General features: G+C 45.3%; 15 protein-coding genes. 7 read left to right on the forward strand and 8 right to left on the reverse strand.

All coding sequences use genetic code 11. From position 1 onward, the window contains the following. Positions 1-35 precede the first annotated feature (35 nt). From AACU59_RS13580 to xni, 3 genes are all read left to right on the forward strand, one after another. A complete protein-coding gene (locus tag AACU59_RS13580; RefSeq protein ID WP_017044199.1) occupies positions 36-1,592 on the forward strand; it encodes a GGDEF domain-containing protein in 1,557 nt (518 codons plus the stop codon). A 301-nt stretch (positions 1,593-1,893) separates the two neighbouring features. Further along, complete coding sequence (ppnN, locus tag AACU59_RS13585; protein ID WP_094145014.1) at positions 1,894-3,261, forward strand: nucleotide 5'-monophosphate nucleosidase PpnN; 1,368 nt, start codon at positions 1,894-1,896, stop codon at positions 3,259-3,261. A gap of 139 nt (positions 3,262-3,400) precedes the next feature. Next, the gene (xni, locus tag AACU59_RS13590; protein WP_026028115.1) at positions 3,401-4,186 is read left to right on the forward strand and encodes a flap endonuclease Xni; all 786 of its coding nucleotides are present in this window, start codon (positions 3,401-3,403) and stop codon (positions 4,184-4,186) included. A 44-nt stretch (positions 4,187-4,230) separates the two neighbouring features. Here the strand turns inward: xni and rlmM are convergent, their stop codons facing one another. The 6 genes from rlmM to pomA all read right to left on the reverse strand — a co-directional run bounded on the left by rlmM (position 4,231) and on the right by pomA (position 10,326). Then, positions 4,231-5,322: a 23S rRNA (cytidine(2498)-2'-O)-methyltransferase RlmM gene (gene rlmM, locus AACU59_RS13595; protein WP_017045575.1), complete on the reverse strand. Its 1,092-nt coding sequence runs from the start codon at positions 5,320-5,322 to the stop codon at positions 4,231-4,233. Then, positions 5,319-5,717, reverse strand: coding sequence for a DUF423 domain-containing protein (locus tag AACU59_RS13600; RefSeq protein WP_013857395.1), 399 nt, complete (start codon positions 5,715-5,717; stop codon positions 5,319-5,321). The genes rlmM and AACU59_RS13600 overlap by 4 nt, the downstream gene beginning before the upstream one ends. Then, complete coding sequence (locus AACU59_RS13605; protein ID WP_026027676.1) at positions 5,707-6,618, reverse strand: transcriptional regulator GcvA; 912 nt, start codon at positions 6,616-6,618, stop codon at positions 5,707-5,709. The genes AACU59_RS13600 and AACU59_RS13605 overlap by 11 nt, the downstream gene beginning before the upstream one ends. A gap of 376 nt (positions 6,619-6,994) precedes the next feature. Continuing rightward, positions 6,995-8,443 carry a tRNA uracil 4-sulfurtransferase ThiI gene (gene thiI / locus AACU59_RS13610; protein WP_088728694.1) on the reverse strand — a complete coding sequence of 483 codons (1,449 nt, stop codon included), beginning with the start codon at positions 8,441-8,443 and terminating at the stop codon, positions 6,995-6,997. Positions 8,444-8,605: 162 nt separating this feature from the next. Continuing rightward, positions 8,606-9,550, reverse strand: coding sequence for a flagellar motor protein MotB (locus tag AACU59_RS13615; protein WP_017044193.1), 945 nt, complete (start codon positions 9,548-9,550; stop codon positions 8,606-8,608). A gap of 11 nt (positions 9,551-9,561) precedes the next feature. Next, positions 9,562-10,326, reverse strand: coding sequence for a flagellar motor protein PomA (gene pomA, locus AACU59_RS13620; RefSeq protein ID WP_017045579.1), 765 nt, complete (start codon positions 10,324-10,326; stop codon positions 9,562-9,564). Positions 10,327-10,679: 353 nt separating this feature from the next. Between pomA and xseB the strand changes: the two genes are divergently transcribed. The 3 genes from xseB (at position 10,680) to dxs (ending at position 13,859) form a co-directional block, all read left to right on the forward strand. Beyond that, positions 10,680-10,922 carry an exodeoxyribonuclease VII small subunit gene (gene xseB, locus AACU59_RS13625; RefSeq protein ID WP_010319093.1) on the forward strand — a complete coding sequence of 81 codons (243 nt, stop codon included), beginning with the start codon at positions 10,680-10,682 and terminating at the stop codon, positions 10,920-10,922. 149 nt (positions 10,923-11,071) lie between these two features. Then, complete coding sequence (ispA, locus tag AACU59_RS13630) at positions 11,072-11,956, forward strand: (2E,6E)-farnesyl diphosphate synthase (protein ID WP_013857402.1); 885 nt, start codon at positions 11,072-11,074, stop codon at positions 11,954-11,956. A 19-nt stretch (positions 11,957-11,975) separates the two neighbouring features. Continuing rightward, a complete protein-coding gene (gene dxs / locus AACU59_RS13635) occupies positions 11,976-13,859 on the forward strand; it encodes a 1-deoxy-D-xylulose-5-phosphate synthase (RefSeq protein WP_094144969.1) in 1,884 nt (627 codons plus the stop codon). Between the two features lie 125 nt (positions 13,860-13,984). Here dxs and truC read toward each other — a convergent pair whose 3' ends face one another. Both truC and AACU59_RS13645 read right to left on the reverse strand, forming a co-directional pair. Continuing rightward, positions 13,985-14,707: a tRNA pseudouridine(65) synthase TruC gene (truC, locus tag AACU59_RS13640; RefSeq protein ID WP_017045581.1), complete on the reverse strand. Its 723-nt coding sequence runs from the start codon at positions 14,705-14,707 to the stop codon at positions 13,985-13,987. Then, positions 14,701-15,021 carry a YqcC family protein gene (locus tag AACU59_RS13645; RefSeq protein WP_017047976.1) on the reverse strand — a complete coding sequence of 107 codons (321 nt, stop codon included), beginning with the start codon at positions 15,019-15,021 and terminating at the stop codon, positions 14,701-14,703. Before AACU59_RS13645 ends, truC begins: the two co-directional genes overlap by 7 nt. 122 nt (positions 15,022-15,143) lie before the next feature. Here AACU59_RS13645 and AACU59_RS13650 point away from each other — a divergent pair, with 122 nt between their 5' ends. Next, a complete protein-coding gene (locus AACU59_RS13650) occupies positions 15,144-16,187 on the forward strand; it encodes a DUF3549 family protein (RefSeq protein ID WP_094144972.1) in 1,044 nt (347 codons plus the stop codon). Positions 16,188-16,192: the final 5 nt, after the last annotated feature.

Consider the following 16,192-nt stretch of genomic DNA (forward strand, 5'->3'; position numbering starts at 1 on the left):
ATCCTAACGATCCTCGCAGTTTAGTTTAGTTGTACATGGGCGCTCTCGAACAGGATATTCAAACACAGTTACAGCAGCTGAAAACTCAGTTGGAACAGGTTCGTTTGACACACAGGGACACTTCGTTCAAATTTAAACGAGAACATACTGTCCTAAAACGGATCGTCGCATCATTAAGCTTGGCGTGTCAGGGTAATGATCATCAGCTAAATATTAATTTATCGGATCTTCGTGAAGCTCTAGAGCAACAAAAAGACGTAAGCACGCTCATACCTCGCTTAGCCGTATTGGAGCGCATGTTGAAGCAACAAACTTTGGTTATGGAAAAAGAAAACTCTCATTTGGACTCTCAAATCAAACATTGTGGAGAAACATTACTTCGCGTTGCTGGCCTACCCGCCAAACTTAAGCGTGATTTGCGTGATCTGCTCAGTTTTTCAGAAGCTCAGCCTAAAGCCGAACAAGCGATTCAACTGCTTGGGATTTATGAACGTGCAATCAAAATAATAACAGCGAACCCGAATACGGCCATCAGCGAGCTGCATGTCGCGGATAGAGAGCTATTGACCAAGCTATCCGATGAACTGCAACACCTGATCACTGAATTGGATTTTGAAGGTGAATCAGGGGAACTACTGGTAGATATTCGTGCCAAGCTGTTGATTGGCGTATCGACATCAACGCTCTTAGAGTTGACGTTAGAGATTCTAAAACTGGTGATTGATGGCACCAACAGTGAGCGCAAAACATCTGAGAAGTTTTTAGAACAGGTCAACTCATCACTCACAAAACACATTAAAAGTAGCACTCACAACGCAGACCAAAGCCAGAGTTACTTTGAACATCGCCAAGAGATGAATGCTGAACTCGCCGCTTTGATTACCCAAAGCCAAACCCTAATCAAAGATTCTGTGGCGATTGACGATCTTAAGCTCTCCGTTTCACCTATATTATGCGAAATGGCGTCACTTTCTGAACGCTTAAGTCATGCAGAGCAACGCGAGCAGGCACTGATTGAACGCTTAAATTATGGCAAAAATCAAATGGAAGCTCTGTTTGAGCTCACTCAAGATTATCGCCGTCGATTGGAAGATCAGTCTCAGCGCTTGCTGCTTGATCCACTGACAAAAGTCTATAATCGCACGGCCTTTAATGACCACCTTGAGCTGGAATATCGGCGCTGGATAAGAGCTCAACACACTTTCCGAATCGTAATCTTTGATATTGATAAGTTCAAAACTATCAACGATAGCTTTGGCTATACGGCAGGTGATAAAGCCCTTAAAATTATTGCCCGCACCATATCCAAAGAAGCATCCGATACGGATACCGTGGCACGTTTCTCTGGTGAAGAATTTATTATTTTACTTCCCGATCAAGAAGATAATCACTGTTTCAAGGTGGTAAAAAACATTCAACGTCATGTATCGAGGCTCCCTTTCAAGTTCAGAGACAAGAGTATTACGATTACACTTTCAGCCGCGAGTACCTGTTTTAAAGACTCCGATACACCAGAGGAAGTACTTGAACGTTTACGCCGCTCGTTACTAGAAGCCAAGAGTTTCGGCCCTAACCAAGTGGTTTGGAAATAAACACAAGTCCGGATCGGATGTAGACAAAAGAAATCCATTCAAATCGCGGCCTTAACTGGTCGCTATTTGAACAAAACCAAACTAAAGCGTGCTTAACATCACACTCTGCTTGCATAAACATTTCCTAACAATCGAGAAAAGAACTAGATTGATACTGTAATTTCAATCAGTTATGTCGTCCTATCGCACATCCGCCACTAAACGAACCATGACCTATACTCCATACTAAGCGGGTATATATAAAAACCAACTTTAGTCGTAGCGTGGACATTTTCCTTACTTCTCAACTAAGGAGGCCAGTATGATTACTCATATCAGCCCTACAGGCAGCATGGATCTGCTTTCTCAACTTGAAGTTGAGCGTCTAAAAAAGACCGCGTCGAGCGATCTATATCAACTGTATCGCAACTGCACTTTGGCGGTACTTAACTCTGGTAGCCATACGGATAACTCAAAGGAACTTCTTGAAAAATATAAATCTTTTGATGTCACTGTCATGCGCCGTGAACGCGGTATCAAGCTAGAGCTGACGAATCCACCAGAACATGCCTTTGTTGATGGGCAGATCATTAAAGGAATTCAAGAACATCTGTTTTCGGTCCTACGCGATATCGTTTATGTCAACATGCATCTGGCGGATAATCAGCGCCTAAATCTCACCAATGCCATTCACATCACCAACTTAGTATTTGGTATTTTGCGTAATGCCAGCGCCTTGGTTCCCGGTCTTGAACCTAACTTAGTGGTTTGTTGGGGTGGACACTCTATCAACCCTACTGAGTACCAATATACGCGGGAAGTGGGCCATGAACTGGGCTTGCGTGAACTGAACATTTGTACAGGCTGCGGACCAGGTGCTATGGAGGGGCCAATGAAAGGGGCCGCCATTGGACACGCTAAACAGCGCTATACCGCACAACGCTATCTTGGCTTAACCGAACCGTCGATCATTGCCGCCGAGCCACCAAATCCGATTGTGAACGAACTGGTGATTATGCCGGATATTGAAAAACGACTAGAAGCTTTTGTGCGAATGGCGCACGGCATCATTATTTTCCCCGGTGGAGCAGGAACAGCGGAAGAACTGCTGTACATTTTGGGTATCATGATGCACCCAGATAACGCAAGCCAACCAATGCCAATTGTACTGACTGGGCCAAAAGAGAGCGAAGCCTACTTCCGTTCAATCGACACATTCATTGCCGAAACATTAGGTGAAAAAGCACGCCAACATTATCAAATCGTCATTGATGATCCAGAAAAAGCGGCGCGTATCATGAGCCAAGCGATGCCGCTGGTTCGTCAGCATCGTAAAGATAGTGGTGATGCTTATAGTTTCAACTGGTCCCTCAAAATCGAGCCTGAGTTCCAACTGCCTTTTGAACCGACTCACGACAGTATGTCCAACTTGGATTTACACCTAAACCAAAAACCAGAAGTACTCGCTGCTAACTTGCGTCGCGCCTTCTCTGGCATTGTCGCTGGTAATGTGAAAGCGGAAGGCATTCGAGAAATTGAACGTCACGGCCCATTCATCATTGATGGCGATGCCCAATTGATGAAAAAAATGGATCTATTGCTAAAAGACTTCGTTGCACAACACCGAATGAAGCTGCCCGGCGGCAGTGCTTATGAACCTTGCTATAAAATTGCAACCATTAACCATTAACCATTAACCATTAACCATTAACCATTAACCATTAACCATTAACCATTAAAGGCAAAAATAACTTATGCCGGGGATGAGTGGCAATATTAAGTGAGATCATTACAATAAGGGCTTATTAAGCCCTTATTTTTTGGTCGTTATGTCTTTACACCTTGTCATCATTGATGCTTTGAATTTGATCCGTCGGGTGCACTCCGCACAACCCGATCCTAACGATATGGCAAGAACCATAGAGACAACCTCGCGCACCTTGCACCGTATCATCAATGAAGCTCAACCGACCCACATCATCGCCGTGTTTGATCATCACTTACAAGACCGGGGCTGGAGAGCACAACTTCTACCGACTTATAAGCAGAACCGAAAGCCGATGCCAGAAGCACTGCAACTTGGCTTAGACGCCATTCAGCAAGCATGGTGGGAATTAGGGATTGATTCACTGCTCTCGGAAGGTGATGAAGCCGATGATTTGGTGGCCACCTTAGCCACGAAAGTGGCAAGCCACGGTGAAAAAGTAACGATCATTTCAACCGATAAAGGCTATTGCCAACTGCTCTCCCCCACTTTACAAATTCGTGACTACTTTCAACATCGTTGGTTAGATCAACCCTTTATTGAACAGGAATTTGGCGTAAAGCCGAGCCAATTAACCGATTTTTGGGGATTAACGGGCATCAGTTCAAGCCAAGTTCCCGGCATTGCCGGCATTGGTCCAAAAGCAGCAAAAGAGATATTAACGCAATTTCCTGACATAGAAGCGGCCTACGCCAGTGCTGATTTGGCCAAGAAATACCGTAAAAAATTTGATGAGCAGATCGATATGGCGCGAGTCTGCAAACACATTGCCACACTAAAGACCGATATAGAGCTCGGTTTTAATTTGCAAGACATTCGCTTTTCAGCGCAAGTATCCCATCCAGAATAGCAAAACGCTCCTAGAAAGGAGCGTTAAATTAACCTATTGGAGCATTAGTGCGGAGAGATGTTCGACAAGCATTGGACATGCACTGTGATCTCTTCACGATCATGATACAAATGCTTTGCCTGCATGCGGAACTTTACATCATTTTTAATCAGAAAAACTTTTAGGTTTTCAATATCTTGTAAAACTTCATCATAGCGCCCTTTCATTGGCAGCTTTAAGTTGAAGATGGCTTCTTTCGCCCAACCCTTGAGGATCCACTGCCCCATTAAATGCGCAACACGAGCTGGCTTTTCAATCATGTCACACACAATCCAAGTCACGTTCTTGCGTGGCGGCTCAAATTTAAAACCATCCTCGGCATGGTGTTTCACTTGTCCTGTGTCCATCAAACTTTCAGCCATTAGGCCGTTGTCGATAGCATGAACAAACATCGAACGCTTCACCAGTTGGTAAGTCCAGCCCCCCGGGCATGCACCCAAGTCTACCGCCCACATTCCCGGAGCCAAACGTTCGTCCCACTCTTCACGAGGAATAAACACATGGAAAGCCTCTTCCAACTTCAGTGTGGAACGACTTGGCGCATCGGCTGGGAATTTCAAACGAGGAATACCCATGAAAAAAGGCGAGTTATTGTTGGTGTACGAATACCCGACGAAGCAGTGGCCGGGTTGAATAAAGCAGACATGTAGCACAGGTCTCTTCGCCGACTCTTTGTTAGACAGAATCCCCTTGCCACGTAACGCTTGACGCAATGGCACGGTAAACTTACGACAAAATTTGAGCAACTCTTTCGCTTCATTGGTATCTGGCGTTTCAATGCGAATGTCACCACAACGCGGAAAACCCTCAAGTTCGGCGAGTTCAGATAAGATAGGCGAAATACGATCATCTTTAGGTAAATCGCTAAATTCCGCCGCTACCGCAAACATCTGACGAGCAAAAATAAGCGATTGGAAATCGATCTCTTTAATCAGCTTATCAGCATCACCGGCCTGATAGCACTCAAACAAAACGTAACCCGTATTGTTTTTCAAACGAGGAAAACCAAAAACCTCTAGCTTAGTCGCTTTATCTTGGATCTCTCCGGCACACTCTTTTTCAAAGCCTGCACGACAATAGAGCATTACGTGTTTCACTGGTCCACCTCTTGAATATTAAGTGCTGCATAGCCAAACACTCCCCACCCTAGCATAAAGAACACGCCACCAAATGGCGTGATCGGGCCAAACCACTTGATGCCCGTGAGTGCTAAAGCGTAAAGACTGCCGCTAAAACAAAGGACGCCGATGATAAAGCAAATTGCCGCAATGAAAAAATATTTTTGTGCTTTCGATCCCAAACGACAACGCAGCAAAATACCACACGCTAATATGGCTAAAGCGTGAATCGATTGGTACTGCACTCCCGTTTCAAACACCGAAAGCAAGTAAGGGGTTAAATATGCTTTTAGGCCGTGCGCCGCAAAAGCTCCTAGAGCGACACCAACGCCCGCCATAAAAGCCGCGATAGTGAGCAATAACTTACTCTTCATCTAGCAATACCTCTTGTTCCCTTCTGGCTTTTTTGAGCATCCAATCACGGAAAGTGGCGATGCGCCCCATATCGGCCTGCTTCTCGTGACAGACCACATAGAAAGCATTTTTAGTCATCAGCACTTCGTCAAAAGGCGCAATCAAGCGACCCGCTTCCAGCTCTGGCTGAGCTAACACGTTATTCCCCAGTGCGATACCTTGCCCATGCGCCGCCGCTTGCAGCACCATGGTCGAATGGCTAAAGATGGGGCCGTGGTTGACATTCACCCCTTCAAGATCGTTCTCTTTGGCAAACTGTTTCCAATCTTTACGTGAAGTATCGTGTAGCAGCGTATGGCGTGTTAGATCATCCAGTGTTTCTAAAGGCTTAGGGCCTAGCAGCAGTGAAGGAGAACAAAGCGGGATCAAAAACTCTTGATACAACTTATCCGCGCGTAAACCAGGCCAGTTACCTCGCCCATAATAAATCGCCACATCCACATCATCGGTTAACGAACCTTCATCCATATCAACCGCTTTGATACGCACATCAATATCCGGCTCTTGCTGGTTAAAATCGGCCAGACGCGGCACGAGCCACTGAATCGCAAAACTCGGCGGTAAACTAATGGTTAATGCCCCTTTCTCACTGCGCTCTAGTACCTTATCGGTGGCTTCAGAGAGTGCGGTGAAGATATCTTTAATGTCGAGAAAGTAACTTTGCCCTTCTTCTGTCAATAGCAGAGAACGATTACGACGGCGAAATAGCTTTAACCCTAAAAATTCCTCTAACGCTTTGATTTGATGACTGACTGCGGCTTGTGTCACAAATAGCTCTTCCGCAGCACGAGTAAAACTCAGCTGGCGAGCTGCCGCTTCAAACACTTTCAGCGAGTTTAATGGTGGCAATCTTCTGGACATAGGTACACTCAAAAATTAGATTAGTTTTTTTAATCTGAAACATTATAAATTGTCCATTGCCGAGCGGCTAGAGAAATTCTATATTTCACCCCGCAACAAGGCCTGAACGGCTTGATTCAGTTATGAATCAATTGGCTTTTGTTGCGATGTTGTGTTTGCAAACTCGTATTTCGAGTGAGGTAGAATTCTACCATCCTGTTTTGTGCAGTTATCCCCTGCACCAAAACATATACTTCCTGTATTTATTGTTTGACCTGTCTGTCAAATTCTTTAGCACCGCCCATGGGCGGTGTTTTTTTATGTCTGTGATTAAGTCGGAGCCATAAAAAAACCGCTCACGAAAACGTGAGCGGTCGATTCTGTATCGAGATAACGATTAAGGTCGATATACCTTGATGTTGTTAAAGCCTTGCTCTTTCAAATACAGAGCTTGAAGCCGGCTCATCACACCGCGCGCACAATATAAGAGATATGTTTTCGATTGATCCAAATCGCCAAACTGAGTCGATAGCTTGTAGAAAGGTAAATGTTTTACTTCCACTCCTTCAATCAGCAGTGGCTTATCATCTTCTTCATCTGGGCTACGAATATCGAGCACCACCGCATCTTTTTCGATTGCGGCAACTTGTTCAACTTCAGGTGCTTGCTCTTGGCTCTCTTTCTCAATATCACGAATATCCATTTGACGAGCGTTGTAAACTACGTGCTCTAGGATTGAGAAATCAAACTTCGCTTCTTCGGCTTCTAATTTCGCTTTCACCGCTTTAACTGTTGGGCTTTTTGAAATAACCCCACAGTATTCTGGCATCGTTTTGGCGAAATCTTCTGTTCCAATCTCACGCGCCACTTTAATAATCTCTTCTTTGTCCCAGTTGATGAGAGGACGCAAAATTAGAGTATCTGTCACACCATCAATATGACGAAGATTAGTTAGAGTTTGGCTCGAAACTTGACCCAACGCTTCTCCGGTCACTAAAGCTTCAATATTTAACTTATGAGCTATCATGCCTGCGGCGCGCATAAACATACGTTTTAGCACCACACCCATTTGACCATCGTCTACTTTTTCTAAGATTTCAGCCACCACAGGCTCGAAATCGACCGAGATAAAACGCACTTTGGCTGAAGAACCGTATTTATTCCACAAATAATGGGCCACTTGCTTTACACCAATTTCATGCGCAGGGCCGCCTAAATTGAAGAAGCAATAATGCACTTTTGAGCCACGTTTGATGTGTAAATAGCTTGATACACCCGAGTCAAAACCACCAGAAATCAAACTCAATAAATCTTCTTGAGTGCCAAGAGGGAAACCACCTAAGCCTTTATAACGGGCAATCACTTGATTGAGCAATTCATCGGCTATTTCAATATTGATGGTAACGTCCGGGTTTTTAAGTTGAACTTTTGCACTCTCAACTGCTTGGTTTAAACCACCACCAACATAACGCTCAACATCGATTGAGGTAAAATCATGCTTTCCTCGACGCTTAGCACGCACAACAAAAGTTTTTCCTTCGATGTTATTACGGCTGAGCGCTAACACTTGCTCGTAAATGTCATGCATATCCTTAAACTCAGATTGCTGCACTTCGAGCACTTGCTGGATGCCAGGAGTATGAGTCAGAATTTCAAGGACTTCTTGATAGTATTGGTCACTTTGCGCAGCCACTTCAATGTGATCGCGACGGTTAAATACCGCGACCGACTCTGTTCTTCGTTTGATGATATTACGAATATTGGACTCTAAAATTTTTGTAAAGCGCTTGCGTACTGAGTCACTTTTAACAAAAATTTCCGGATGGGGCTTAACAATAAATTTCATAGTTCTATTCGCAATCTGATTGGGCAACGTGGTGAATCAATGGGTCGCATTCTACTTGCTACTGATACACCGCTAAGGGCGCAGGATTATACACGAGGTCATAACCATAAAAAAGACGAGCCTTAGCGCTCGTCTATGTGTTTTTGCATAATCCAACGTAACTTACTGAACGGATGGAACTTCATCACTGTACAGCGGTTCACCTTGCATGATACTGATTTCTACTCGGCGGTTGCGTGAACGTTCACTTTCCGTATCGTTAGAGCCGACTGGGTCGGTATCGGCCATACCACGCACCCTGAGTCGTTGATGAGAAAACCCACGAACCTTTTCCATCTCTTGCGCCACAGAAACCGCTCGTTGAGCCGAAAGATCCCAGTTTGAGCGATACAATTCAGAATCGACACTTTGATTGTCGGTATGGCCAGAAATACGCACAATGCCCGGCACATCTTTAACCAGATCGGCAATTTGACGAACCAATGGACGAAACTTAGGTTGTAGAAATGCAGAACCTTCGGGAAACGCACCTTTTTCACGAATACGGATCACCAATTGCTGACCTAAGTTTTCAACTTCAATAGCGCCTTGTTCGATTTCTCTTGCTAACGCTTTTTTGATGTCCTGTTCAACAATTTCCATCTCTTGCGACATAGATTCTGCTTGCTGTTGTTGCATTTCCGATTGAGTATTTTGATTATTCTGCGTTGAAGTTTCAGGGGATTGCCCCCCCGTCAATTGACCTTCTTCACGCTGAACACCACCCGCTCGATCTGAATCCCCTTCTTGAAACTCAAGTGTCTGCTGCGTGATATCAATGGTTTGTTGCATGATGACATCAATCGGTGTCGGTTCGGGGCGGCCTGGGCGAAACTCTTGTGCAATGATGCTTGTCCCTTTAGGAATGTCTTTCACTTCCAAACGATTTTGCACACCAAAAGCAAACTTCATCGAGCCCGCTATCTGTTTAAACTTCAGTACGTCCATCTCGGAAAAAGAGAGCAGTAGTACGAAGAAACACATCAACAGCGACATTAAATCGGCAAAGGTTCCCATCCACAACGGCAAGCCGGGAGGTGGGCATTTACAGCCTTCTTCATCATCCATTACAGGCTCCGTTATTCGCTATCAACATCTAAAACACGCTTGCCTTCATTGAGGTAGTTTTTCAGATAACTATCAATGACCCGTGGGTTTTGTCCATCCTGAATGGCCAGAACGCCATCCATGATTAAACGACGGTTAAGCTTTTCTTGATCTCGGCGCAAAGCAAGTTTGTCTGCAATCGGGAAAAAAATCATGTTCGAGAGAACAGCGCCGTACAAGGTAGTTAATAAGGCAACGGCCATGGCAGGGCCAATTGATTTAGGGTCATCCATGTTAGACAACATGGCAACCAAGCCCACCAAAGTACCGATCATGCCCATCGCTGGCGCTACGTCACCAAAGGCACGAAATACACCAGACCCTTGAGAATGGCGCTCATCGGTTAATACAATGTCTTTTTGCAACGCAGAACGCACCACGTCAGCATCATGGCCATCCACCAGCAAATCGATCCCTTTTTGCATGAAGCTATTAGTAATTTCCATCTCTTCTAACGCAAGAAAGCCGCCTTTACGTGCCGCATCCGCCATTTCCACGATTTTTGCGATCAAATCTTCAGGCTCATCAGCTTTAAACATAAAAGCCTTACCTGCGACTTTGGCTGCACCAAAAAATTGTCCCATCGTGAATTTCATCAAAACAACAAAGGTTGAGCCCCCCACTACGATCAAGATAGATGTGACGTCGAAGAACATCATCAGGCTTCCGCCTAAAATCATCGCCATGATAACGAAAGCGAGGCCTCCGATCAGGCCTATCAGCGTTGCTAAATCCACAAAGCACTCCTCATGCTGCTTACCCGCGATAATGAGTTTAAACTCGTTATCGGCAATAGATTCAAATCTTTAAGTAAATTATTGGATCATACCGAAATTCTCTCTATTCAGTTTATACCTAAACTGAGCAAAGATGCACTGTTGCCAGCACACTGATATGGCCAAGATTCTGAGTCACCGTCACTATTTCAGTAAATATCGGTCTGGTTGCTAAGTATCGTATTATTATTTTTATTATTTGTGATAGTGACAGTTCCAAAAGAGGGACTTTTCAGACAAAAATCGTTGGTTAAATTTGACCATCACTACGCCCTAAGGTAACTTTCGTGCATATTTACCAAGATAAAAAGATTATGGCGAGCAAGAAACCTGAAAATATGTCCTTCGAAGCGACAATCGAAGAACTTGATAGCTTAGTGGAACAGCTAGAAAATGGCGATTTAGCCTTAGATGATGCGCTAAAAAAATTCGAGCGCGGAATATCCCTTGCTCGTGCTGGACAAAGTAAGTTAAGTGAAGCGGAGCAGCGAGTCAGTATTTTGCTCAGTGCGAGCGATGACGCGCCACTCTCTGACTTTACTGAACTACCTGAGTAATAGGCACGTATTACTGATACATACTTATTACCTGACTCATATTTATCGATCTCATCGCTCGCTATGTGACTTGAACCTGTCAATTAAGTCACAGGGAAACGGTCGATCGTAACCTAGTAGATACCACAACTTAGTAGAAAGAGTGCCCTATGATTGAGGCTCTGAGCTCCTATCAGCAAAGAAATATTGACCAATTAAACCTTTGGTTAGGCCGTTTACCGCACCAAAAACAACCGTTGATTGACGCGATGCGCTACGGTTTGTTACTTGGCGGCAAAAGAGCTCGACCTTATTTGGTGTATATCACAGGGCAAATGCTTGGTTGTACGCCAGATGAACTCGATACCCCAGCCTGCGCAATAGAATGTATTCATGCTTACTCATTGATCCACGATGACCTTCCCGCGATGGACGACGATGAATTGCGTCGCGGTAAAGCCACTTGTCACATCGAATTTGACGAAGCCATCGCGATTTTAGCGGGCGATGCCCTGCAAACACTGGCCTTTACTATTTTGGCAGAAGGTCAACTCGCAGAACATGCGCAAGTCAACCGCATTAAGATGGTCCAAATGTTGGCTCAAGCTTCCGGTGCTCAAGGTATGTGTATAGGGCAAGCGTTGGATCTGCAAGCGGAAAATCGTCTGGTTTCAGTGCAGGAATTAGAAGAGATCCATCGCAATAAAACGGGAGCCTTGATGCGTTGTGCAATCCGTTTAGGTGCGCTTGCGGCGGGTGAAAAAGGGCTTGCGGTACTACCACAATTGGATCGCTATGCCGATGCCGTTGGTCTCGCATTCCAAGTTCAAGATGATATTTTGGATATCGTTAGCGATACAGAGACACTAGGTAAACCTCAAGGCTCGGATCAACAACTCAATAAAAGTACCTACCCAGCGCTGCTAGGGTTACAAGGTGCTATTGATAAAGCACAAAGTCTGTTACAGGAAGCTCTTCAAGCCTTGGAAGCAATACCCTACAATACAGAATCACTCGAAGAGTTCGCCCGATACGTCGTCGAGCGCAAGAACTAAACTATAAGCGCGCAAAATTATGACTCTTGATATTTCAAAATACCCAACACTGGCTTTAGCAAATACACCCGATGAACTGCGCAGTCTGCCGAAAGAGGTTCTGCCAACGTTGTGTGATGAATTAAGAAACTACCTTCTTAATTCCGTCAGTCAGTCGAGTGGCCACCTTGCGTCAGGCTTAGGCACGGTTGAATTAACGGTTGCCCTACACTACGTCTATAACACCCCTTTAGATCAGCTGATTTGGGATGTAGGCCACCAAGCTTATCCGCACAAAATATTAACTGGTCGCCGCGAGAAAATGTCGACCATTCGTCAAAAAGACGGTCTTCACCCTTTTCCTTGGCGTGAAGAAAGTGAATATGACACGCTCTCTGTCGGCCACTCGTCCACCTCAATCAGTGCCGCCTTAGGGATGGCGATCAGTGCAGGTAAAGAAGGGAAAAATCGCAAAGTAGTGGGCGTAATTGGTGATGGTGCTATCACCGCAGGCATGGCCTTTGAAGCAATGAACCATGCTGGCGACGTTCATCCGGATATGTTAGTCGTGCTCAACGACAACGAAATGTCGATCTCTGAAAACGTGGGCGCACTGAATAACCATTTAGCGCAACTGCTTTCCGGTAGCCTTTATACCTCGATCCGTGAAGGGGGCAAAAAAGTGCTCTCTGGCATACCGCCTATCAAAGAGCTGGTACGTCGCACAGAAGAACACTTGAAAGGCATGGTGGTGCCCGGCACCTTGTTTGAAGAGCTTGGATTTAACTATATCGGCCCAGTAGATGGCCATGATGTGATTGAACTTATCAAGACATTACGCAACATGCGCGAACTCAAAGGCCCGCAGTTCTTGCACATCATGACCAAAAAAGGCAAAGGCTATGAACCCGCCGAAAAAGATCCGATTGGTTACCATGCCGTTCCTAAATTTGCCCCGAGCCACAATAGCCTGCCGAAAAACAGCAACGCCAAACCCACATTTTCTAAAATCTTTGGTGATTTCTTATGCGATATGGCCGCGCAAGATCCCAAATTAATGGCAATTACACCCGCGATGCGTGAAGGCTCTGGCATGGTTCGCTTTTCAAAAGAGTACCCACAACAATATTTTGATGTGGCGATTGCTGAGCAACATGCCGTCACACTTGCAACTGGTATGGCGATTGCGGGAGATCATCCGATAGTGGCGATCTACTCAACCTTTTTACAAAGGGGTTATGATCAACTGATCCACGATGTTGCCATCATGAATTTACCGGTTATGTTCGCCATTGACCGAGCGGGTTTAGTCGGAGCTGATGGCCAAACTCACCAAGGTGCATTTGATTTAAGCTTCATGCGCTGCATTCCCAACATGGTGATCATGGCACCCGCCGATGAAAATGAGTGCCGACAAATGCTCTATACCGGCCATAAACACACAGGGCCAAGCGCAGTGCGTTATCCTCGTGGCAATGGCATGGGAGTCGAAATCCAAACCCAATTTAGTGCGTTAGAGATTGGCAAAGGACGCATTATGCGCCAATGTGACACGGCTATCGCGAATGAAAAAATCGCGATCCTCAACTTTGGCACTTTCCTACCAAACGCGCTTGAAGCAGCCGATAAGCTAAATGCAACAGTGGCTGACATGCGATTTGTTAAGCCCCTTGATGAAACACTCATTCGCCAACTGGCTGCGCAACATGATGTGCTAGTGACCTTGGAAGAGAATGCGATTGCAGGTGGTGCGGGTGCCGGCGTCATTGAACTGATGATGAAAGAGAAAATCCTAAAACCGGTACTCAATCTAGGTTTGCCTGATCAATTCATCGCTCAAGGCACACAAGAAGAGCTGCATGCAGAATTAGGTTTAGATGCCAAAGGAATCGAGCGTTCCATTCAAGAATATTTAGCAAAGTAGCGAGCGTTTTATAAGCTGTCGGTTTTATGAACTGAAGGTTTTTATGAACCGAATAGCTCGATAAGCTACACCACTTTCAGTTACATCCCAATACTCAAAACCCTCGCATCGCGAGGGTTTTGTTTTTATATCGGCTGGCTCCACTCAAACTGAGTAAACAGCCTTTGCCATACCTCATCAAAACCAGCTTTAAGCACTAATGCTTGGCCAGTAAACGGATGAGTAAAACGTAATTCAGAGGCATGGAGCATCAGACGCTGCGCGTCATAATGATCGCGAAATAGGCGGTTGTGCTTGCCATCACCATGAGTGGTATCACCAATAATCGGATGACTCAAATGGTGCATATGACGACGCAACTGATGTTTACGGCCCGTTTGCGGTTTCATTTCCACCAAACAGTAGCGGCTGGTTGGGAAACGCCCGGTTGAATACGGCACTTCTACTGTCGCTAATGGTTGATAAGCGGTGATCGCTTCTTGGGCTTCTTTATCTTGTTTGGCAAACTTATCAGCAATTTTATCTAGCTCGATTTTGAGTGGGTAATCAAGCACATCCCCTTGTTCAATCCAACCACGCACAATCGCATGGTACGTTTTTTCCATTTGATGGTTGGCAAACATCGGCATCATTTGCGCCGCCACTTCACTGGAGAGCGCAAACACAAGCACGCCAGAAGTTGGCCTATCTAATCGATGTAGGGGAAACACATGCTGGCCAATTTGATCGCGCAGCGTTTGCATCACAAATTGCGTTTCGTGTTTATCTAGCCATGAGCGATGCACCAGCATTCCTGCGGGTTTATTCACGGCGACCAGATCATCGTCCTGATACAGAATCTCTAACATGGTTGGCTTACCTCATCAATCAAACGTAGCAGCGCAATCACCTCAGCCAATTCCGCTTGATGTTGCCATGCCTCTTCAAAATAGGGAGTGAGCGAAAACCCTTGAGGAAGCTCTGTTTGCTGCTCAATTGCCAATAACATTTTGGGGATGAAAATCCACTGCAGCCACTGCTCCGGAGTGAGGGTATCGATGGAGAAAGGCTCTGTGCTCATCAATGCGCTTTCGCTTGGCGGCTGAGATTGCCAGCACTGAGTATTGCGTAGCTGAGTTTCTAATTGCTTCAACAGGTGGGTAAGTTCTGTGCTTACTGTCATTATTCACCAAGTTAATTTGCTAAGTGACCTTGAAAATGGGCTATAGAGTACCATTTATTGTTCAAAGAGAGTTATTGATCAAAAATAGTTATTCAAGAACACAAGTTAAGGCCACTTTATCCATGGATACCATTCATACGCTTAGCCAATTGCTCACCAATAGTGGTAGCCAATATCGGATCTTTGATTTAGGAAGACGCATCTGCCCGATTGAAAATACACACTTTTCTCAAGTAGAAAAAGGTCAACAACCGTATCCCTATCCATTGCAGCGTCATGCTCATCTTGCCATCGCGTATTGGAACCAAGCCCAACAACCTTGGATCTGGTTTCTTAAATTCTCTTTGGATGAACGCGGCCTACTCAAACAAGCTGAGATAGGTAACTTCATCAAGTTTGTACTTGAAGCGATGGGGTCACGTTTGCATCAAGACCTCAGCGATGAGCAGCAGCAAAAGCTTGCCAATAACCCTTATACCTTTAAACCGAGCGACGACAAAATGGCAGTATTCCACAGCCAAATACGCGCCCAGTTGAACCTACCATCAAGCCAATATTATGAGCATGCGCAACACTATTTTAGTGGGGATTTAGGCTGGGAAAACTGGCAGACGGTCGGCTTACAAGGCATTACTGATATTTGTGCTCGTTTAAGCAAAGAACAAAATGGCGTGTTACTAAGGAAAGCATTAAACCACCTCCCCGCTCAGCCTTTGTATGCCCTGCTTGGGGCACTCGAACATAGTGCACCGTTGAATGATAAGTTGGCGCTGCGTTTGCAAGAGATGGCAATGTTGCACATCGAAAGCCACGAACCTGATCTGTTCTTACTCTCTGCTTTAATACGAGCCTTATCAGGTGCGAATAATGCACTCACCGCGACCTTGGTTGAACGTATTCTGCAAAGCCCACGCTTGAGCCATCAAGAGATATTAATTGCCATTGCAGGGCGCTCGTGGCATGTATTATCTAACCCATCACTTGCCGAAACGTTTTTATTACGCTTGGCGCAAACAGGCAATCAAGCCCTCTTTAACCAGCTCTTTGCTGATTTAGTGATGCTGCCAGAACTGCGAATGATACTGCTGCCACTGCTGCATTCTAGCCCTTCGATCGAATTAGCCGATGCCTTAATTCGCTTACAACAAACAACTAAAGCTCAATAACTGGA

The sequence above is a fragment of the Vibrio sp. V23_P3S9T160 genome, assembly GCF_963886625.1.
In the GTDB taxonomy this organism is placed as follows: Bacteria; Pseudomonadota; Gammaproteobacteria; order Enterobacterales; family Vibrionaceae; genus Vibrio; species Vibrio anguillarum.

Coding starts and splice junctions, on each gene's coding strand:
- AACU59_RS13580 (WP_017044199.1), top strand. CDS start 36: ATGGGCGCTCTCGAACAGGATATTCAAACACAGTTACAGCAGCTGAAA.
- ppnN (WP_094145014.1), top strand. CDS start 1,894: ATGATTACTCATATCAGCCCTACAGGCAGCATGGATCTGCTTTCTCAA.
- xni (WP_026028115.1), top strand. CDS start 3,401: ATGTCTTTACACCTTGTCATCATTGATGCTTTGAATTTGATCCGTCGG.
- AACU59_RS13600 (WP_013857395.1), bottom strand. CDS start 5,717: ATGAAGAGTAAGTTATTGCTCACTATCGCGGCTTTTATGGCGGGCGTT.
- AACU59_RS13605 (WP_026027676.1), bottom strand. CDS start 6,618: ATGTCCAGAAGATTGCCACCATTAAACTCGCTGAAAGTGTTTGAAGCG.
- thiI (WP_088728694.1), bottom strand. CDS start 8,443: ATGAAATTTATTGTTAAGCCCCATCCGGAAATTTTTGTTAAAAGTGAC.
- AACU59_RS13615 (WP_017044193.1), bottom strand. CDS start 9,550: ATGGATGATGAAGAAGGCTGTAAATGCCCACCTCCCGGCTTGCCGTTG.
- xseB (WP_010319093.1), top strand. CDS start 10,680: ATGGCGAGCAAGAAACCTGAAAATATGTCCTTCGAAGCGACAATCGAA.
- ispA (WP_013857402.1), top strand. CDS start 11,072: ATGATTGAGGCTCTGAGCTCCTATCAGCAAAGAAATATTGACCAATTA.
- dxs (WP_094144969.1), top strand. CDS start 11,976: ATGACTCTTGATATTTCAAAATACCCAACACTGGCTTTAGCAAATACA.
- truC (WP_017045581.1), bottom strand. CDS start 14,707: ATGTTAGAGATTCTGTATCAGGACGATGATCTGGTCGCCGTGAATAAA.
- AACU59_RS13645 (WP_017047976.1), bottom strand. CDS start 15,021: ATGACAGTAAGCACAGAACTTACCCACCTGTTGAAGCAATTAGAAACT.
- AACU59_RS13650 (WP_094144972.1), top strand. CDS start 15,144: ATGGATACCATTCATACGCTTAGCCAATTGCTCACCAATAGTGGTAGC.